The organism is Rhodococcus sp. MH15, assembly GCF_019266045.1.
GTDB classification, from domain to species: domain Bacteria; phylum Actinomycetota; class Actinomycetes; order Mycobacteriales; family Mycobacteriaceae; genus Rhodococcus_F; species Rhodococcus_F qingshengii.
The window spans coordinates 192,167-210,108 of record NZ_LPNP01000058.1; the positions used below are offsets into that span (position 1 = coordinate 192,167).

17 protein-coding genes are annotated in these 17,942 nt (G+C 62.5%); 5 read left to right on the forward strand and 12 right to left on the reverse strand.

Going from position 1 to position 17,942, the window contains the following annotated elements; translation table 11 throughout:
* Positions 1 to 127 precede the first annotated feature (127 nt).
* Together ATN37_RS04990 and ATN37_RS04995 are read left to right on the forward strand one after the other, a co-directional pair.
* Positions 128 to 1,987 carry a DUF4012 domain-containing protein gene (locus ATN37_RS04990; RefSeq protein WP_218694839.1) on the forward strand — a complete coding sequence of 620 codons (1,860 nt, stop codon included), beginning with the start codon at positions 128 to 130 and terminating at the stop codon, positions 1,985 to 1,987.
* 182 nt (positions 1,988 to 2,169) lie between these two features.
* Positions 2,170 to 3,201, forward strand: coding sequence for an iron-siderophore ABC transporter substrate-binding protein (locus tag ATN37_RS04995; RefSeq protein WP_007732282.1), 1,032 nt, complete (start codon positions 2,170 to 2,172; stop codon positions 3,199 to 3,201).
* 36 nt (positions 3,202 to 3,237) lie between these two features.
* Here ATN37_RS04995 and ATN37_RS05000 read toward each other — a convergent pair whose 3' ends face one another.
* The 6 genes from ATN37_RS05000 to ATN37_RS05025 form a co-directional block, all read right to left on the reverse strand.
* Entirely contained in the window at positions 3,238 to 3,741 is a 504-nt protein-coding gene (locus tag ATN37_RS05000) for a GbsR/MarR family transcriptional regulator (RefSeq protein WP_003942377.1), read from the reverse strand.
* Positions 3,742 to 3,802: 61 nt separating this feature from the next.
* The gene (locus tag ATN37_RS05005) at positions 3,803 to 5,059 is read right to left on the reverse strand and encodes a hypothetical protein (protein WP_218694841.1); all 1,257 of its coding nucleotides are present in this window, start codon (positions 5,057 to 5,059) and stop codon (positions 3,803 to 3,805) included.
* 34 nt (positions 5,060 to 5,093) lie between these two features.
* Positions 5,094 to 7,085, reverse strand: coding sequence for a glycosyltransferase family 39 protein (locus ATN37_RS05010; protein ID WP_218694843.1), 1,992 nt, complete (start codon positions 7,083 to 7,085; stop codon positions 5,094 to 5,096).
* Between the two features lie 93 nt (positions 7,086 to 7,178).
* Positions 7,179 to 7,691: a GNAT family N-acetyltransferase gene (locus tag ATN37_RS05015; protein ID WP_047272184.1), complete on the reverse strand. Its 513-nt coding sequence runs from the start codon at positions 7,689 to 7,691 to the stop codon at positions 7,179 to 7,181.
* A 123-nt stretch (positions 7,692 to 7,814) separates the two neighbouring features.
* Entirely contained in the window at positions 7,815 to 9,119 is a 1,305-nt protein-coding gene (locus ATN37_RS05020) for an HNH endonuclease signature motif containing protein (protein ID WP_218694845.1), read from the reverse strand.
* Positions 9,120 to 9,167: 48 nt separating this feature from the next.
* Positions 9,168 to 10,061 (reverse strand): dihydrodipicolinate synthase family protein, encoded by an 894-nt coding sequence (locus ATN37_RS05025; protein ID WP_218694847.1) that lies wholly within the window; start codon positions 10,059 to 10,061, stop codon positions 9,168 to 9,170.
* 71 nt (positions 10,062 to 10,132) lie between these two features.
* On the opposite strand from ATN37_RS05025, the gene ATN37_RS05030 reads away from it, so the two are divergent.
* Positions 10,133 to 11,041 carry a LysR substrate-binding domain-containing protein gene (locus tag ATN37_RS05030; RefSeq protein WP_058226964.1) on the forward strand — a complete coding sequence of 303 codons (909 nt, stop codon included), beginning with the start codon at positions 10,133 to 10,135 and terminating at the stop codon, positions 11,039 to 11,041.
* Between the two features lie 6 nt (positions 11,042 to 11,047).
* Here ATN37_RS05030 and nadC read toward each other — a convergent pair whose 3' ends face one another.
* From nadC to nadA, 3 genes are read right to left on the reverse strand one after another with little or no spacing between them, the layout of a single operon-like run.
* The gene (nadC, locus tag ATN37_RS05035) at positions 11,048 to 11,920 is read right to left on the reverse strand and encodes a carboxylating nicotinate-nucleotide diphosphorylase (protein ID WP_003941805.1); all 873 of its coding nucleotides are present in this window, start codon (positions 11,918 to 11,920) and stop codon (positions 11,048 to 11,050) included.
* Positions 11,920 to 13,491 (reverse strand): L-aspartate oxidase, encoded by a 1,572-nt coding sequence (locus tag ATN37_RS05040; protein WP_218694849.1) that lies wholly within the window; start codon positions 13,489 to 13,491, stop codon positions 11,920 to 11,922. Before ATN37_RS05040 ends, nadC begins: the two co-directional genes overlap by 1 nt.
* Entirely contained in the window at positions 13,488 to 14,525 is a 1,038-nt protein-coding gene (gene nadA, locus ATN37_RS05045; protein WP_003941702.1) for a quinolinate synthase NadA, read from the reverse strand. Before nadA ends, ATN37_RS05040 begins: the two co-directional genes overlap by 4 nt.
* Before the next feature lie 102 nt (positions 14,526 to 14,627).
* Here nadA and ATN37_RS05050 point away from each other — a divergent pair, with 102 nt between their 5' ends.
* A complete protein-coding gene (locus ATN37_RS05050; RefSeq protein WP_007733069.1) occupies positions 14,628 to 15,356 on the forward strand; it encodes an NUDIX domain-containing protein in 729 nt (242 codons plus the stop codon).
* Positions 15,357 to 15,370: 14 nt separating this feature from the next.
* Here the strand turns inward: ATN37_RS05050 and ATN37_RS05055 are convergent, their stop codons facing one another.
* Both ATN37_RS05055 and ATN37_RS05060 read right to left on the reverse strand, forming a co-directional pair.
* On the reverse strand, positions 15,371 to 15,703 hold the full coding sequence (locus ATN37_RS05055; RefSeq protein WP_030537093.1) for a short-chain dehydrogenase: 333 nt from the start codon (positions 15,701 to 15,703) through the stop codon (positions 15,371 to 15,373).
* Positions 15,704 to 15,812: 109 nt separating this feature from the next.
* The gene (locus tag ATN37_RS05060; RefSeq protein ID WP_007733070.1) at positions 15,813 to 16,415 is read right to left on the reverse strand and encodes a TetR/AcrR family transcriptional regulator; all 603 of its coding nucleotides are present in this window, start codon (positions 16,413 to 16,415) and stop codon (positions 15,813 to 15,815) included.
* An 83-nt stretch (positions 16,416 to 16,498) separates the two neighbouring features.
* Here ATN37_RS05060 and ATN37_RS05065 point away from each other — a divergent pair, with 83 nt between their 5' ends.
* Positions 16,499 to 17,329 (forward strand): SDR family oxidoreductase, encoded by an 831-nt coding sequence (locus ATN37_RS05065; RefSeq protein WP_042925098.1) that lies wholly within the window; start codon positions 16,499 to 16,501, stop codon positions 17,327 to 17,329.
* Between the two features lie 11 nt (positions 17,330 to 17,340).
* On the opposite strand, the gene ATN37_RS05070 is transcribed toward ATN37_RS05065, so the two are convergent.
* Positions 17,341 to 17,931 (reverse strand): DUF2567 domain-containing protein, encoded by a 591-nt coding sequence (locus ATN37_RS05070; protein ID WP_218694851.1) that lies wholly within the window; start codon positions 17,929 to 17,931, stop codon positions 17,341 to 17,343.
* Positions 17,932 to 17,942: the final 11 nt, after the last annotated feature.

A 17,942-nucleotide genomic window follows, 5' to 3' on the forward strand; every position in this document is an offset into this window, starting at 1 on the left:
ATGGGAGCGAACACCACGAACGGCCGAACCGAACCCTACTGTCTCGTCTAAGTTTTCACCACTGGGCCAACACTGCTAGACATGTCGACGCAGCTTTCACGCACTCAAACGTCAGGAGCTTCAGCGGATGAACAACGACACGGTGGGACCAAAGTCCGACGACGATTCCGGGGCTGAGCCGATGGGCTCGGACAACATCCCACCGAGCGGTCCGAAGCGCGAAACCAAGGGGGCGGCCGCATTTCTCCGAAGCCGTAGAACGGCAGTCGCGATCACCGCAACGACGCTGGTAGTGGGCGGTTTCGTGGCATGGCTCGGGTACACGGCATACGAGGCGAAAGACAACCTGGAGGCGGCTCGCGACCACGCACAGTCGGCGAAGAGCGCTCTCCTGGCCGGAGATACGGGAGTAGCAGAGTCTGCCGCGGCGGAAGCCGATCGCGCAGCATCGGCCGCATACGACAACACCCATTCACTCCCCTGGAACATCACCGCCGCAATTCCCGTCATCGGGTCGCCGTTCGAGTCGACGCGCCAGATGACCGAGGTCGTTCAGGGGCTTACGCGTGACGTTCTCGGCCCTGCCGTGACTACCGGAACTTCACTCGCACCAACGGAATTGGTGCAGCCCGGTGGGCGCTTGGCACTCGCACCGTTACGCGAAGCGGAACCGAAACTGGCCGAAACAGCTATCGCCGCGGAATTGCTGTCGTCGCAGGCACAGGAAGTTCCCGAATCGAAGTACCTGGGCCGAGTTAACGATGCCAGAGCAGAATTACAGTCGCAGACAAGCGAACTGGCTACCCTCCTGACGAACACCGCCACCGCGGCGCGCATCGCACCGGCAATGCTCGGCACCGACGGACCGCGCAACTACTTCATCGGTTTCCAGACCAATGCGGAAGCGCGAGGAACCGGCGGCCTGTTGGGTGGATACGGCATCGTCCGAGTCGACGACGGCGCCGCTCGGGTGGACACACTCTCCCCCAACTCCGAACTAACACTGGACAATCAACCGATAGACCTTGGTCCTGACTTCAACCAGCTGTACGGAAACAGTCGCCCGACCACCGATTCTCGCAACAGCAACCTCAGCTCGCACTTTCCCTACGCAGCGCAGATCTGGCAGTCCCTGTGGTCACAGGAGTCCGGGGGTGAGATGGTCGACGGTGCGATAGCGACCGATCCGATCGCCCTGAGTTACATCCTCGAAGCGGTAGGACCGATCAAGATGCCCGACGGAGAGTCGGTCACCGCCGACAACGTCGTGGAACTGACCGAGTCGACTGCGTACGCTCGCTTCCCTTCCGACAACGAGGCACGAAAGCAGTATCTGCAGACAATCGCAGCTCGTGTCGTGGAGAAGATGACCGGGAACATCAAGTCGCCGAGCGCACTGCTGGAAGCTCTGGGCAGAGGTGTCAGCGAGGGCAGAATCGCCGTGTGGAGCTCTCACCCCGACGAACAATCGGTTCTCGCCGACACCGTCCTCGGGCACACCATTCCCGATGATGCGGCGCCGTACGCCGGTGTGGTGATCAACAACCAAGCCGGCAACAAGCTCGACTACTACCTCACACGAGAAATCGACTACACAGCCCAGACGTGCACCGGCGACACCCGAAAGACAACGGTCACTGTTCGACTGACAAACAACGCGCCCGACGCCGACCTGACCGAATATGTCAGCGGGATCGTCGACAACCCCGGACGACTACCCAAGGGCACCAACGTGGCTGCAGTCACACTACTGGCAACGACCGGCGCCAAACTCGACGCAGTCTCCGTGGGCGGGCAGATTTCGTTTGCCGTCAACGGAACCGAACAGGGCCACCCGGCATTCATGACCAGGGCCGTCATTCCGCGAGGCCAGACCGTTGAGCTGAAGTTCGATCTGACCGAGCCCACAGCCGAGGGTGAAGCACGCGTACCGGTCCAGCCGCTTGTCGACGACCCGAAGATTACCGTCGACGTTCCTAGCTGCTGAGCTTGACCGGCAAACGTCGACGAGGCCCCTGGCATGTCGCCGTTTGTCGGGCTCGTGAACTTTCAGCAGATTTGAAACTTTGGCGAAGGCTAGCCTATGCTTCCTGACGCGCCTGGAACCGGCCGTCGGCTGCGATCCGTCGGAGTCTCACTCCTCGGCGCATCGACAACGGAAGGTTCCCCATGCGATACGCCCGTGTGCGCTCACTTCGCCGAACTGTGGCGCTGAGTGGATTGGTCATTGCCGCCCTGGTAATCGGCGGATGCAGTAACAACGACACCGCAACCGAATCGAGCAGCAGCGACTTCGAAACCGTCACCATCGAAAGTGCGCTCGGAAACGCCGTCATCACCGAAAAGCCCGAGCGAATCGTGACTCTCGGCATGGGGTCGGCGGAGACCGTAATCGCGCTCGGCACGATCCCCGTCGGCGTCGAAAAGTACGCATGGGGCAGCGACGACACCGGGTATCTGCCGTGGGTCCACGAAGCGGTCACGAAGCAAGGTGGCGAACTGCCAGAGCAGTTCACCGGCGGAACCGATCTCAACATCGAGGCGATCATCGCTCTCGAACCCGACCTGATCCTCGCCCCCTGGTCCGGCATCACACAGCAGCAGTTCGACTCACTCAACGCGTTCGCGCCGACCGTCGCCTACGCCGAGAGCCCCTGGACCATCACGTGGGAAGACCAGATCAACGTCATCGGCAAAGCCATGGGCGAATCCGAGAAGGCGACAGCCGAAATCGACAAGATCAAATCGCAGTTCGCGGAATCGACTGCAGCACATCCGAACTACGCCGACGTCAGCTTCTCCTTCATCTACAACACGGGCCCAGGAACCCTCGGCGTCTTTTTCGCCGAAGAGCAGCGTGTGGCCATGGTCCGCGCACTTGGCCTGCAGGTGGATCCCGTCGTCTACACCTTGACGGAATCTGAAGGAACAGACTCCGCCGTCATCGGCCTCGAGAACGCAAACCTCCTCGACAAGTCCGACCTGCTCTTCACCTTCTACTCGGACCCGGCCAACCGGGCCGAGATCGAAGCGCAGCCCGCTTACCAGGCAATCCCCGCTGTGGCTCGGGGAACTGTCATCGCTCCGACCGAACAGCCCTTCGTCACCGGTTCCTCGATGATCAACCCTCTGACCGTGCCCTGGTCGCTCGAGCGCTACGTGCCGATGATCGACGAGGCAATCGCGAAGCTGAACAAGTGATGTAGATCAGCATCGTGCGATCGAGAAACCCGCGTCCTATTCGGACGCGGGTTTCTTGCCGTCGCGTTCAGCTTTGAATCGCATCCACTCACTGCTCAGCATGCGATTGTCGATGATCCACCCCATGTAATCGCGCATGTTGAGCACACGAATGTACGCGGGACCGTTGGGATTTGCGTACTGCAGGGCCTCGGTCGCAAGCTTGCGTTGATTCTCGAGATACACGTGCTCTGTTTCGAGGAATCCGCCCCACACGTCGGAATCCATGACGTAGTAGTGAGTCCGATCCCGAGGCTTGCGCGTGAGCTTGACGAACCCCCGGTCGATCAATCGACGAATGTAGGTGGACACCGATCCGCGACTTGCTCCGAGTGCCTGCGCCAACTCTTCGGCGCTGACCCCTGGCGACTCGCTGATCAACAGATAGCCCGCAATACGTCCTTCGATGCGGGCCCCACCGCCGGACTGCCAGTACACGGAGAACTGGTCGATGAACCAGGTGGAGAAATCGTCACCGCGAGCAGGGCTGGCATCGCCCATTCGTTGAGCCTCCGACGTCTCTGGGTACGAACAATTCGCCACTATTGTGCCAGCACCACCGTCACCGAGCCGAAATCACCAGCCCTGGAGTGGTTGCGATGAACTCGAGTTGTTCGATCGTCAAAGGCGACGCCGATGTGGAGTCCGCCGATGTCACGAACTGGGTCACCACTACTGTTTCGCCGGAGGGGTGAACAACCCGGACCGTGTCATCGCCCGAGCCACCGGGATCGACCAGGCGAGTCACGGTGGTGGAGCCTGGCAACGTCAGTGTCTCACCCGGTTCCGGCACAGCGGTACCAACTGATATTTCGACATCGCTGCTGCCGTCCGCTGTCGAGGCGACGATCCGCTCGCACACTCCTCCCTGTCCGTAATCATCTGGAACCAACGAACCGAGCGGGCGCTCCAAAGTGACGCCTGCCGCGCCGAGATCCTTCCAACGTGCATCGAGCAACTGATTCAGTCGGTCGATATCCATGCGCGACGCAGGTGGACCGGCATTCACAGAATCGGTGTAGCAGGATGCCATCGGCGGCGGCGTCGAGTCTGGAACCGGCGCAGTCACCGCAAGCCCCGGCGCGGTCGCTAACGCGATCAGTTCGTCCATCGTCAAGAGCGGGGAAGCATCCGACGAAGTTCCGGTCGACGTGTCGACGCTGGCAACAACCCGGGATCCATCACCGAGATACGCGACGACTCCGCGCTCGCCCCCGACTTCCGAACCGTCCGTGTCTTCGAAATCGGCTCTGTCCTCGAAATCGGCGATGTCGAGCACTGTTCCGTTTTCGAGATGCTCCCGCCGATCCACCAGACCCTCCAAGCACGGCGGCACCGGCTGATCCCATGCACGCACCTGAACCGAGATATCCGCAGTCCGCCCGACGCGAGTCAAGGTTCCCTTCGCCGACGTAGAACCGCTGAACTCGATCGGGTCGACCCCGTCAGGAAACGAGGCACCCCGGTAATTCTGGATCGGCGCAAACTCGAGCGCTTTCGATGGACTCGCAAATGCAACGTCGACATCGGAAGGCAGCGATTCGAGTAGTGCGTCGCTCATGGCGGTGGCCTTCGGTCCCGAGAACCATGGATAGTCCGGGTCGTCATAGCCGGGCTCACCGGCAAAACCGTAGTTGATACGCACCGGCGGCCCCGGCGATGCCACCGAATCGCAGCCGGGAATCGACGTGCCCGTGTCTTCGTTCGTCACCGCCGCGACAACAGTTCCCAAGGCGACGATCGAGACGATCACCAGCCCGTCACGCCAGGTCCATTGCTCGCGGCGACGGTTCGACTCGTGTGCGGTGCGCCCAGACATTTCTCGATCATTGCCTACCACAACAACTACGTCGCTATCCGACATACCCGCTGAGGTCGTAGATCGTGGAATTTCCCACCGTTGTCGACGTGAAATTCGCTTCGACCCATTCCTGGATGACACTCGAGGTGCTGCCCCCGCTTTGGCCCTCTCTCTGGCTTCCGCCCTGGCCACCGGCAATGTAGTAGTGAATTTTTCCGTCTGCCACGTACTGGATGAATTGATCCAATGTCGGTGCGGGATCGGAACTCCAACCGCCGATCGCCATCACCGCGGCATTGCTGGCCAACTCGTAGGTTGCTGCGCTTTGCGAGCCGTTGGTCGCGGCCGACCACGTGGTGCCCGCATTGACCAGCATTGCCGTCAACTCGGAAGTACTTTCGCTGCCGCTACTCAGTTCTTGCCCGTTCGACGCCGGATTTACAGTCGCGTCAGAAGAATTCGGCGGAGCGTCACCGTTTTGCAGCCCTGGGCCCCCACCCATACCTCCTCCCCCGCCCATTCCGGAGTCGGACACGGCGCCGGTTGGTCCGGCCGTCGGGATGGATCCGCCGTGCGCTGTTGCGGCAGTGGCAATCGCGTAAGACGCAGAACCGGTTATCCCTGCCAACGATCCAAGAATCAATCCAGCGACAGCGAGCTTGCGGAATCGATCCTTGGCTCCCACGAGAACCAGGATCGCGCCGACGACAGTGCCCGCCAACAGAATCCACTTCAGCATCGGCAGCCAGTCGGCATTGCGGTGCAACAACACCCAACTCCAGATTCCTGCGGCCAGCATCGTCGCAGCCAAGCCGCAACGTCCGATCCAACGGGCACGGACCAACCACAGAGCGTATCCACCGGTCCCGATCATCGCCGCGACGGCGGGCGCCAGCGCAACTGTGTAATAGGGGTGGATCATGCCGGACATGTAGCTGAAGATCAGGCCGGTAACGAGAAACCAACCACCCCAAAGGATCAACGACGCACGGACAAGATCTGTGCGCGGTGCGCGCCCACAGGCGAGCAGGCCGAACACCAGCGCAATCAAAGCCGCAGGAATAAGCCAGGAAATCTGGATACCCATCTCGCTGCCGAACAGCCGTTCGAGTCCGGCACTTCCCCCGAAGCTCGAACCTGCACTGCCACCGGCCATTCCGCCACCGCCACCGGTGCTCCCGAAAAGTCGACCCAATCCGTTGTATCCCACTACCAAGTCCATGACGCTGTTGTTGGTCGATCCGCCGATGTACGGGCGAGAATCAGCGGGCCACAGCCACACTGCCAACACCCACCACCCAGCCGATATGACAACGGACGCAGCACCGATCACCAGGTGGACCAGGCGAGTCCGCAAGCGCACCTGTCCGGCGATCAAATACGCGGCACCAAATGCAGGCAACACCATCAGCCCTTGCAGCATCTTGGTGAGAAAGGCAAACCCCAGCGCTACTCCTGCGAGCGCCACCCACATCGCGGCTCGACGACCGATCGCCGTGCACATGGCGCGAATAACGAAGTAGCCGGCGAGAGTCATGAGCAGAACCAACAGTGCATCAGGATTGTCGAACTTGAACATCAGGGCGGCAGCGGGCGTAGCTGCCAAAACAGCTCCCGCCACCAAACCCGCAGCGGGCGACGCCACTCGTTTGACGGCCGCGTATACGAGCGCTACTGATCCGACGCCCATCAATGCCTGCGGAACTAGAAGACTGGCACTCGAGAATCCGAAGATTCGTCCGGACACACCCATGACCCACAATGAAGCGGGCGGTTTGTCGACAGTGATGAAATTCGAGGTATCGAGGGAACCGAAGAACCACGCTTTCCAATTCTGGGAGCCGGCCTGCGCCGCTGCAGCGTAGAAGGTGTTGGCGTAGCCACTCGCGGTCAGATTCCACAAATACAGGACTGCCGTTGCTGCCAACAGGATCGTCAGCGCCAATCCTGTACTGCGCGTGCGGAACCACGACGGCGAGGGCTCCGCGCGATGGGCAGTTGGTGCCGGCCGCTGACGCGGGGCCGGATGCAGAACGGCGGTCATCAGGAAGTCCCTTCACGAGTTACTGTCCTGCCAACGATCGCGTCTCCAACCCTGGCGGCACTGGGAGCCGGCTGGAAAGTTGCTGTGAATGGCTCAGGTCAGGGAGCGCTCGAACAGCACGACGCTGAACCAACCGGTGTCGGCATCGTCTCCGAAGTCACGACGCCCTACCTCGGTAAAACCGGCGTCCAAGTAGTAGCGGCGCAACCGCACGTTGGTTTCTACACAATCGAGCCGCAGGTACTGCGCGTTCTCGTCCGCGGACCGTCGATGGGCCCAGACGAGTAAGCGTTCGCCCATCGAGGTTCCCGAGAATTCTCGATCGATAACCAATCCGTGCACGTAGCCGGCAGGCTCGTTCGAATCGGGCCAGACCACAGGGTCCGACCAGATCAACCGCAGGGCACCGACAATCCTCGACTGCTCCCGGTCTCGCGCAACAAAGAACTCCCCTCTCGAAATCTGCTGCTCGACCTGCTCGACGGACACTTCACGCGGGCGCCACTGGATGATTCCGCGTTCTGCCAACCAGTCTTCTGCCGCGTGCCGCAGCGCCAGAATCTCCGGCCCATCGGTCTCGACCGCTTGCACAACGTCCACAACCATATGACCTCCCCCATATCTGCAGCCGTTCACAACAACACGGCCTCCAGGCCCCAACCCGGGTGTATCTCCGAGTTGAAGCCTATCGGCGTGAAGTTGTGCGCCTAAACGGGTGTCACCACTCAGTCAGGTTTTGAATGTGGTGTTCGCCGGCCGTGGGTGCTGCTGCGGGTCGATCGAGGGCGGCGGAATGAACCAGGGCTTGTTGTCGACACCGATCCGAATCGCCCACTTCCCGACGAACCCGGCTTTCCGGTGCATCAACCGATGATGTGAACGGCACAGCAGCACCAGGTTGTTCATCACCGTCGGCCCACCGTTCGCCCAGTGCCGGATATGGTGCGCATCCGTCCAGGCCGGTACACATGTGCAACCCGGGAACGCGCAGCCCTTGTCCCGGGCGATCAACGCCACTCGCTGTTCGGCGGTGACCAACCGTTTCCCGGGTTTCGCATCCAACGGCGCGCCGTGATCGTCGAGCAGAACCGTGGACAGGAAACAGTCACACCCGAGAAGCCTGGTCTGCGACACCGACAGCGGTCCGAGCCAGGGCATGTGCCCGACATCAAGATCAGACACAGCCACTCCACCATCAGCCATGGAGGGTGTTGCGGCGCAGTCCCGATGCTCAGCGAGATCACGCGCGTTGATGTGCACGTTCACGTGCGGGCGTTGGCCACCATCGGTACCGGTTTTCGCGCAGTCCAGATACCGGCGGATCAGTTCCGTGAACCCGTCCGCCGTGCGCTTCGCCGCCGACCGAGCATCCGGGCTTCCATCGGGTGCCGGGGTGGGCATCGTCAGATTCGACAACGCCGACAGCAGCATTTCACCGGTCAGGGCGTCGAAATCACCACGCACCACCACCCGACCATTGAGCGTCGACGCGATCCGCAACTCGTTGAGATCGACATCCTCGGCGGGCGGGATCTCATCGGATTCGAACAACCGCTCCAACGTCGCGATCACGTTCCGCACCTTCGTCGTCGTCGCCTCCACACCCGACGCAGCAGCCAACAACAAATCGATGCACTTCGGGAGCGCCTCCTCCGGCATGCCTTTCGGCGGTGACTCGCAGAACGCCACGATCAACACGGCATGATCGAACGAGCAGTCCCCGCAATCGAACCGAGCAGCCACCGCAGGAAACGGCCGCAAAGCCGCACCCAGCGCGGCGATCTTCTTCCCGTCCCGAACCTGCAGCATCGTGTTCGCCGCCAACCACGCACCCGCCCCGCGGCTGGCGATCACCTGATCATCCGGGCGCAACGACAACTCGTCCACCACAGCCACACGCACAGCTTCCAGGCGCAGAATCTCCGCACTCGCCTCGACAGCAGCAGCGCGCAACTCAGAAGCAGACAACCGCCACAACCGTCCGCGCAACCCCACCGCAGAACCAGACACCACGTCCGACAACAAGACGCTCATTGAATCCCCCGATCCCCTCCCCAAATCATACTCGAACACGTGTTCGAGTCAAGAGTGGTAGACCTCGAGCGCCCGCGCTACCGATTCGTCACCCGGAGGTAGCAACGGCAGTCGCACATCGGGAGTCGGAATCTGTCCCAACGCATGCAATACGCCCTTGATCACAGTCGGGTTCGGTTCGGAAAACAGAGATCCGGACAGCTTCGACAAACTCCGCCCGAGGTCACGGGCGCCGTCCACATCGCCACTGTCCCAAGCTTTTACCAAGCGGACGAACTCAGCGGTCGACACATGAGCGGACGCCAAGATGCCACCGGCCGCACCCAAGGCCAGAAGAGGCGCGAGAAACAGATCATCCCCCGCCAGTACGGCGAAGTCGCCTGGAAGATCCGCGAAGAGTTCGACGGCAGCTGCGTCGATACCGCCCGCGGCATACTTCACACCAACAACCCCGGGCAAAGTACCCACCTCCTGCATAGTGCCGCTGTCCAGATCGCACGCAGTTCGGTACGGCACGTGATAGACGATCAGCGGCACTGGGCTCGACGACTGCAGATGCGCGAAATGCGCCACCACACCGGCTTTCGACGGCCTCGTAAAGGAGGGAACCGGCACCAAGGCCGCCGAGACCTCAGGCCACCGAGCCAGCCTCCCGAGCGCCTGCGCACTGCCCGCCGTGTCGTTACTGCCCGCGCCGACCATCAACGTCGCACCTCTCGCACGGCACACATTCGCACAGATATCCAGAACGGTCACTCTCTCCTGTTCGGTGAGTGTTGCGGCTTCCGCTGTAGTCCCAAGCGCAACGAGTCCGACCGCACCCTCGGAGAGGACCTGGTGCGCAAGCTGTTCGAGTGCATCGGTTGCAATACGACCGTCGCTCTCGAAGGGCGTGATCAGTGGAACATGGATTCCGGCCAGGTCAACTCGAGTCGTAGTCATAGAACTCAGCCTCACCGAACAAACCTTGTAGGTCTAGTTCGCATTTCCATCGTCGAGCGTAAGCTGAGCTGATGCTCGATGTTCGCCGACTGAAGCTCTTGCGCGAACTAGCGCTGCGCGGAACCATCGTTGCCGTTGCCGAGGCGCTGTCGTTCAGTCCCTCCGCGGTGTCGCAGCAGTTGGCCGTCCTCGAACGTGAAGCCGGCGTGCCGCTGCTGGAACGAACAGGCCGTCGCGTCCGACTCACACCCGCCGGTGAGAACCTCGCACGTCATGCCGAAGCCATCCTGCAACGCCTGGAGCAGGCGTCAGGTGAATTGGTCGACGCACGTCGTGGACTGGCGGGGCCGCTGCGCATCGGAACGTTCCCGACCGCGGCACGGGCGATCCTCCCGGCGGCATTGATCGCCCTGTCTCGCGAGCATCCCGGGTTGGAACCGATGGTTTCGGAGATCGACCCGGCGGACGTCGCCGACGACCTACGAGCTGGGACTCTGGACTTGGCGTTGATTCACGACTACGACTTCGTCCCTCGCCCCACCGAACCGGGCCTGACGACATTGCCGCTCTGCAGCGAAGCCGTGTACCTCGCATCGAGTGACATCGAGTCAGATCCCCACGACGCTGTCGCATCGCTGACCGACTGCGTAGAACGTCCCTGGATTACCGCAATTCCCGGAACTGCTTGTCATGCAATGACTATTCGCGCATGCCGGGCAGCTGGATTCACCCCGAAAGTGCGACACCACATCGACGAGTTCGCCACCGTTCTCGCCCTCGTCGCTGCGGGACAGGGTGTTTCGCTGGTTCCTGAACTCGGAGCAATCCATCCGCCGCTAGGTGTGCGCCTGACGCCGATGCCCATTCGACGAAGGACCAAGATTGCACACCGAGCGGGCTCCGACGCTCACCCGGCGGTCGCAACCGTGACAAACGCGCTTCGCTCGGCCGTCCCGCAACTGCTGGACGCCGAGCAATAGCGACACCTACATGTCGAGCCCGAGGTCGAGGACCGTCACCGAGTGCGTCAAGGCACCTACAGCGAGGTAGTCGACGCCGGTTCGGGCGTACTCTGCGGCAACGTCGATGGTGAGACCACCGGATGACTCGAGTTTGGTTTCTGGAGCAACAGCGTCTCGGCGCTGGACCGCGATCTGCGTCTGCCACAGCGGGAAGTTGTCCAGCAGAACAAGTTCCACGTTCTCCGCCAGCACCTGATCGAGCTGAGTGAGGTTGTCGACCTCAACTTCGCACTCGATGTCCGGGGCGAGCTCACGGACCGCACGAAGTGCTGCGACCACCGAACCGGCAGCAGCAACATGGTTGTCCTTGATCAACGCCGCGTCGCCCAATCCCATACGGTGGTTGACGCCTCCGCCCACGTGGACTGCATATTTCTGCAGAGAACGCAGTCCGGGCAGCGTCTTTCGGCTGTCCCGCACTTTGGCATGAGTGCCGGCAATGGCGTCGACCCACTGTGATGTCGCCGTGGCGATTCCCGAGAGATGGCAGACGAGGTTGAGCATCGTGCGCTCTGCCGTGAGAAGTCCGCGGGTGGGCGCGACAACGGTGAGCACCGATTGACCTGGCGCAACCCGAGTTCCGTCGGCCACCCGATCAACGACCTCGTAGTTACCCGCGCCGATCACCTCGTCGAGAACAAGCAGTCCGACGTCGATGCCGGCGACAGTACCCGAGGAGCGTGAGACGACCGACGCCTTCGCGACCGCATCGGCGGGAACCGTTGCGGTAGAAGTGATGTCGGGTCCATAGCGCAGATCCTCGTCCAGAGCGAGCCTGACCAATGTGAGCAGCTCGTCACGGTCGAGCGGCGCGGGCAGGATCTTCTGCTCGGTCATCAATGAACTCCTGTCAACAACATGTCGGGTATTTCGAGCGCTCCATCGGCACCCATCTTGATCCGAGTGCTGCGACGCTGATTCGGATCTGTTTCAGGATAGTCGGTGCGGGTATGGCAGCCACGGCTCTCGGTTCGCGCCACGGCCACGTCGACCAATGCAGTCGCGGTCAACGTGAGCGCCGCGTCTTCGAGGTCCGGAGCAGCCACCGCCACTGTCTGTTCGGCGTCGGCAAGCGCGGCTCGCGCAATCTGGAGACCGCCTCCGTCGCGAACCACCGACGCGTGTGCCGTCATGACGGACTGCACGGTCTCTCGCGGCAGGATCGGCATCGGCTTGCGCACCACGTTGACCACTTCGGCATGAACCTCGCGACGCTCGGCAGCTGCGATTCCTGCACGCTCCCCGACTACCAAACCCTCGAGAAGGCTGTTGGACGCAAGACGATTCGCGCCGTGCAATCCCGTGCGAGCCACTTCGCCTGCTGCGTAGAGACCAGGCACTCCCGTTCGTCCATGGACGTCGGTGGCGACTCCGCCGCACGAATAGTGCGCGGCCGGAGCGACCGGAATTAATTGGGTGCGTGGATCGATGCCCGCTTCGAGGCAGGACGCCGTGATGGTCGGGAATCTCGAATCGAAACCGTCGAGCTTGCGAGCGTCGAGATAGACGTGATCAGTGCCGAGATCGCGTAGGCGTGCTGCGATTGCCCTCGAGACCACGTCACGCGGGGCGAGATCACCCAGCGGATGAACACCTGCGGTGACCGAATCACCGTTGGTGTCGACAAGAATCGCGCCCTCGCCGCGGACCGCCTCACTGATCAGGGGTCGGCGGCCTACCCCGCCCGGAGTGAAGAGCACCGTCGGATGGAACTGAACGAACTCCAGGTCCGCAATCGCCGCACCGGCTTCGAGTGCCAACGCGATTCCGTCGGCAGTCGCTCCGGGCGGATTTGTGCTGCAGGCATACAGCTGACCGAGTCCGCCGGTAGCGAGCAGCACCGCGGGCGCATGGATCACTCCGAGGCCTTCCGGCGAGGAGACGATGAGTCCGCACACCCCACGCCGGTTGGTCACCACCTGGACTGCCGCTGCACCGAACAGAACGGGGAGCCCGGCAGCATTGAGAGCCCGCTGCACTTCCGCGCCAGTGGCGTCGCCGCCGGCATGGATGATCCGACGCGTGCTGTGCCCACCCTCGCGGGTGCGCGACACCTCGCCGTCTCGCCCGCGATCGAAGACCGCTCCCAACTCGGCCAGCGCAGCAACAGCGTCGTGACCAGCTTCGACGATGGAATAGACAGCTTCCTCGTCGCACAAACCGACGCCGGCCTCACACGTATCCGAAACGTGCGACTCGACGGAATCGGTATTCAGATCGTCGACGACCGCGATGCCGCCCTGCGCGTACTGAGTCGCGGTGTCCGTCGGACCGCCCTTGCTGACCGTGAGTACTTTCAGTCCCCGCAGAGAAGCGGTGCGCGCAGCGGTGAGGCCCGCGACACCGCCTCCCACGACGACCAGGTCGGCATGAGCCTCCCAGGCGAAACGCCCGGCAGGGCTCGTCACTCGCCGCCGCCCGGATTACCGATCTCGATCATGCGCTGCACCGACTTCTGTGCACGCTTGGCCATCTCGAGATCGACGTGGACCTCGTCCTTGCCCTCGAGAAGGCAACGAAGCAACGCGGCAGGCGTGATCATCTTCATGTACGGGCACGACGCGCGGTCGTTGACGGCCTGGAAATCAACGTCGGGCGCTGCCTTGCGCAACTGGTGCAGCATCCCGATCTCGGTCGCGACCAGAACCTGCTTGCTCTTGGTGACGCGGGCAGCGTCGAGCATTCCGCCGGTGGAAAGAATCTTGACCTTGTCCGCGGGGACCGCGCCTTCACCGGCTAGGTACAGAGCCGAAGTAGCGCAACCACATTCAGGGTGCACGAACAGCTCGGCGTCCGGGTGCGACTTGGACTTGGCCGTCAGCTCGTCACCGTTGATGCCGGCGTGCACGTGGCACTCACCAGCCCAGATCTGCATGTTGGTACGGCCCGTCACGCGCTTGACGTGAGCTCCCAGGAACTGGTCCGGCAGGAACAGAACCTCGCGGTCGGGATCGATCGAGTTGACCACGTCGACGGCATTGGACGAGGTGCAGCAGATGTCGGTGAGACCCTTCACCTCTGCGGTTGTGTTCACGTACGACACCACCAGGGCGTTCGGGTTGTCGGCCTTCCACTCACGAAGCTGCTCGGCATTGATCGAGTCGGCCAGAGAGCAGCCGGCTCGCTCGTCCGGGATCAGCACGGTCTTGGACGGCGACAGGATCTTCGCGGTCTCGGCCATGAAGTGCACACCGCAGAAGACAATCGTGTCCTCGGGCGCCTCGGCAGCGATTCGCGACAGCGCCAGGGAGTCACCGACATGATCGGCGACGTCCTGAATCGCAGGCAGCTGGTAGTTGTGCGCAAGAATCGTCGCGCCGCGTTCGCGAGCCAGACGTTTGATCTCAGCGGCCCACTCGGGGGTCGCTTCGACTCCGTTGTATCCGCCGGGGCCGTCGTGAATCTGCGAGGCCGATCCCTCCCATAACGTCGTGGTCGTCATGGCGTTCTCCTTCACCGTGAACCCGGGCTCGTCACCCAGTTCAAATCCGGACGGGCTGGCCCGGATTTCCGTATTCGAGGTTTTCGACTTAGGATCGAAAACGTGCCCAATAGTAACACCACCCACGAAGTGCTTGCAGCGGTGTTCCAAGTTCGCACCTTCCCCGCAAGCATCGCCGCAGGTGACGGCGATCACTGCCCGCAAGGTCGTGAAGAGTTGGCCGTGCTGCTGTGGCAGCGTGCACTCAACCCACAGAAGGGCACGTGGTCCCTGCCCGGGGGCACTCTGCGCGACGACGAGGACCTGACGACCTCCGCTCGACGACTCCTCGCCGAGAAGGTCGACCTACGAAAGGTCGCCCACCTCGAACAGCTCTCCGTCTTCAGTGATCCACAGCGCGTGCCGGGTCCGCGCCGCATCGCGTCGACCTTCCTCGGACTCGTTCCCCTCAGCGCCGACCCACAACTGCCACCGGACACGGCCTGGCACCCCGTTTCGAAGTTGCCGGAGATGTCGTTCGACCACGGAACCGTCGTACGGCACGCGCGCAATCGACTTGCCGCGAAACTCTCGTACACCAACATCGCATTCGGGCTGGCCCCGGAAGAGTTCGCGATGTCGACACTGCGCGAAATCTACTGCGCTGCCCTCGGTTACCAGGTCGATGCCACCAATTTGCAACGCGTGCTGGGGCGTCGAGGCGTTCTGACTCCCACCGGCAACACCGCACCGTCCGGCAAGTCGGGTGGACGTCCACCCGCCCTGTACCGTTTCACCGACTCCACCTTGCGGGTCACCGACGAATTCGCCGCACTACGGCCGCCAAGCTGACACCGATCGCACTGTCAGGCAACAGCTTCGAGACTTCCGCGCTGCAACCACACCGAGGTCACGGCGCCGGCCGGATCGATGACCCGGTTGATTACACCGAACCGAGTCGTCACCCGATCGAGAATCCGATCGGCCTGCCAACGATCCGTCGGATCGGCGACAATCGCAAAGAAGCGATGGGCAGGTTTTCCCGCCATGACGCGAACCAATTCGGTGACCGTCCGCGCCGTGACTGCCACGCTCCAACCAGCGTCGAGAAACTCGGCGGCCGTGCGCGCACCGTGCTCGAATCCGATGTCCGTGACAAGTACAACTCCCCTGTTGGCGGCGTTCTCTGAAACACTCATTGCCGAACCTCCACTCGGAATCAATCTTCTTGACTCCTATGTAAGTCCGCAATCTTGTGCTTCCCTTGTGCTGGTTCTGTGAGAACTCTGGGGAATTGCGCGCCCCACCTCAGACAGCCCTGGAAAGGCCCGCCCAGAAGACCGTCGAGGCCGCGTTCACCACCTCGCCCACCGGCACGTCGCCCAACATTCCGCCCGCAGCAAGCGTCGCGACGCCGTGGAACGTCGCAAAGGCAACCAGCGCAATACTTTCCGGATCACCGGCGGCAATGTCACCTGCGGCCTGAGCTTCCGAAACGAGCCGGACGGTCAGGTCCATCGTCGCGTGCCCCGCGTTGACGACAGTTTCGGCGGCGCCCGGCGCATGCTTGTTGCTGTACATCAGAGAGAGCAGGCCCGGATGCTCCAGCGCAAAATCCACGTAGGCATTGGCGAGCGAGGAGAACCGGGCCCTCGCGGTCGGTGGAGCATCCGCGACTGCCCGCTCGAGCGCACCGGTCATCCGATGGAATCCACTTTCGGCCAAGGCATCGAGCAAAGCCTGGCGATCACGAAAGTGCTTGCCCGGAGCCGCGTGGCTCACGCCCGCCTCACGCGCGAGTTGCCTCAGCGACAACTTGTCGACGCCATCTCGTTCGAGTGTTGCTTCGGCCGACGCCAGGAGTTCCTGTCGCAGGCTGCCGTGATGATACGGCTGTTCGTGGGCGGGCATGGTGGCACCATATCAAAATGTTGTCATTGACAACTATGGTGTCAGTGCCTACATTTGGGATCACCCGAACCGAAGGAGCCACCATGGCCATCGACGTAGCCGGAACCACCGTCCTCATCACCGGAGCCAGCGCTGGGCTCGGAGTGGAATTCGCTCATCGCTTTGCCGCTCGCGGCGCAAACCTGGTTCTGGTCGCCAGGCGGGCCGACCGCCTCGAGGCACTCGCCACCGAACTCCGTGGCGCCCACGGCATCATCGTGACAGTCCTGCCCGCCGACCTGGCCGCACCCGGCGTCGGTGCATCGCTGCACCAGGAGCTGACAAACCGTGGCATCACCGTCGACTCGCTGATCAACAACGCCGGATTCGGAACACACGGGGCATTCGTGGACGAAGATCTCGAGCGCGTCACGTCCGAGATTCAGCTCAACATCGCCACGCTGGTCGAGCTGACACACACATTCCTGCCCGACCTTCTCACCGGCCGCGGAGCACTGGTCAACATCGCCAGCACAGCGTCGTTCCAGCCGACACCGGGCATGGCCGTCTACGGCGCGTCCAAGGCGTTCGTACTCAACTTCACCGAAGCACTCTGGGCCGAAGCTCGCGGCAGCGGATTGACTGTATTGGCGGTGTGCCCCGGTCCGACGCGCACCGAGTTCTTCGACGTAGTCGGCTCCGAAGACGCGGCGGTCGGGCGAATGCAGACGGCAACTCAGGTGGTGGACACCGCTTTCCGAGCACTGGATCGACGCTACGCGCCGCCGACCGTCGTATCGGGACTGCCGAACTGGGTGTCCTCGATCAGCACTCGCTTCGCAACCCGCCGGTTGGGCGCGCTGATTTCCGGGCGACTGTTGGGTGACGTGCGAATGAAAGCCGAAACCAAGCGCTCGTCGACCTCGCCGGCCTAGCGACGCAACAGTTACGGAAGTTTCGGCTGGCTCTCGACTTCGGTCTGTTCGGTGTCGGTGGCCGGATCCCCAGATTCCGGATCCCCGGATTCCGGGTGGTCCCCCACCCCGAGGTCGTCGTACGGATTGAGCACTGCAAGAACCAATGTCACGACGCACGCCGCGAGCGGCTGAAACAGAAGCACGAGCAAAGTTCCGACGTTCGGGGCCCGCGCGATGATCTCCCCGACCGCCGGATTGTCGGCCGTAGGGAAACGCAGTTTTGTCACGCCCGAACCCACGAGTGCCATCAGTCCGGCACCTGCCACTGAACCGACTATCAACCCGCCCAGGGCATAAGGACCTCGACTCAGGCGTGCCAACCAGGCCGCCACAGCCGACAGCACACCGACGATCAGTGCCAGCCAGATGAACACGGCGCTCGCGTCGAACTGATGAAGGCTCTCACCCGTCAACGCGACGCCGCGCCCCTCGGACACCACCAACAGGTGCTCGGCCGGAGCCAAGAACGCCCACAGCACACCGACGAGCACGCTCACGCCCGCAATGGTTGCGGCGATCACGATCGCGGTGCGCAGACGAATCTGCCGAAGAGAGATCACACAGAGTGACG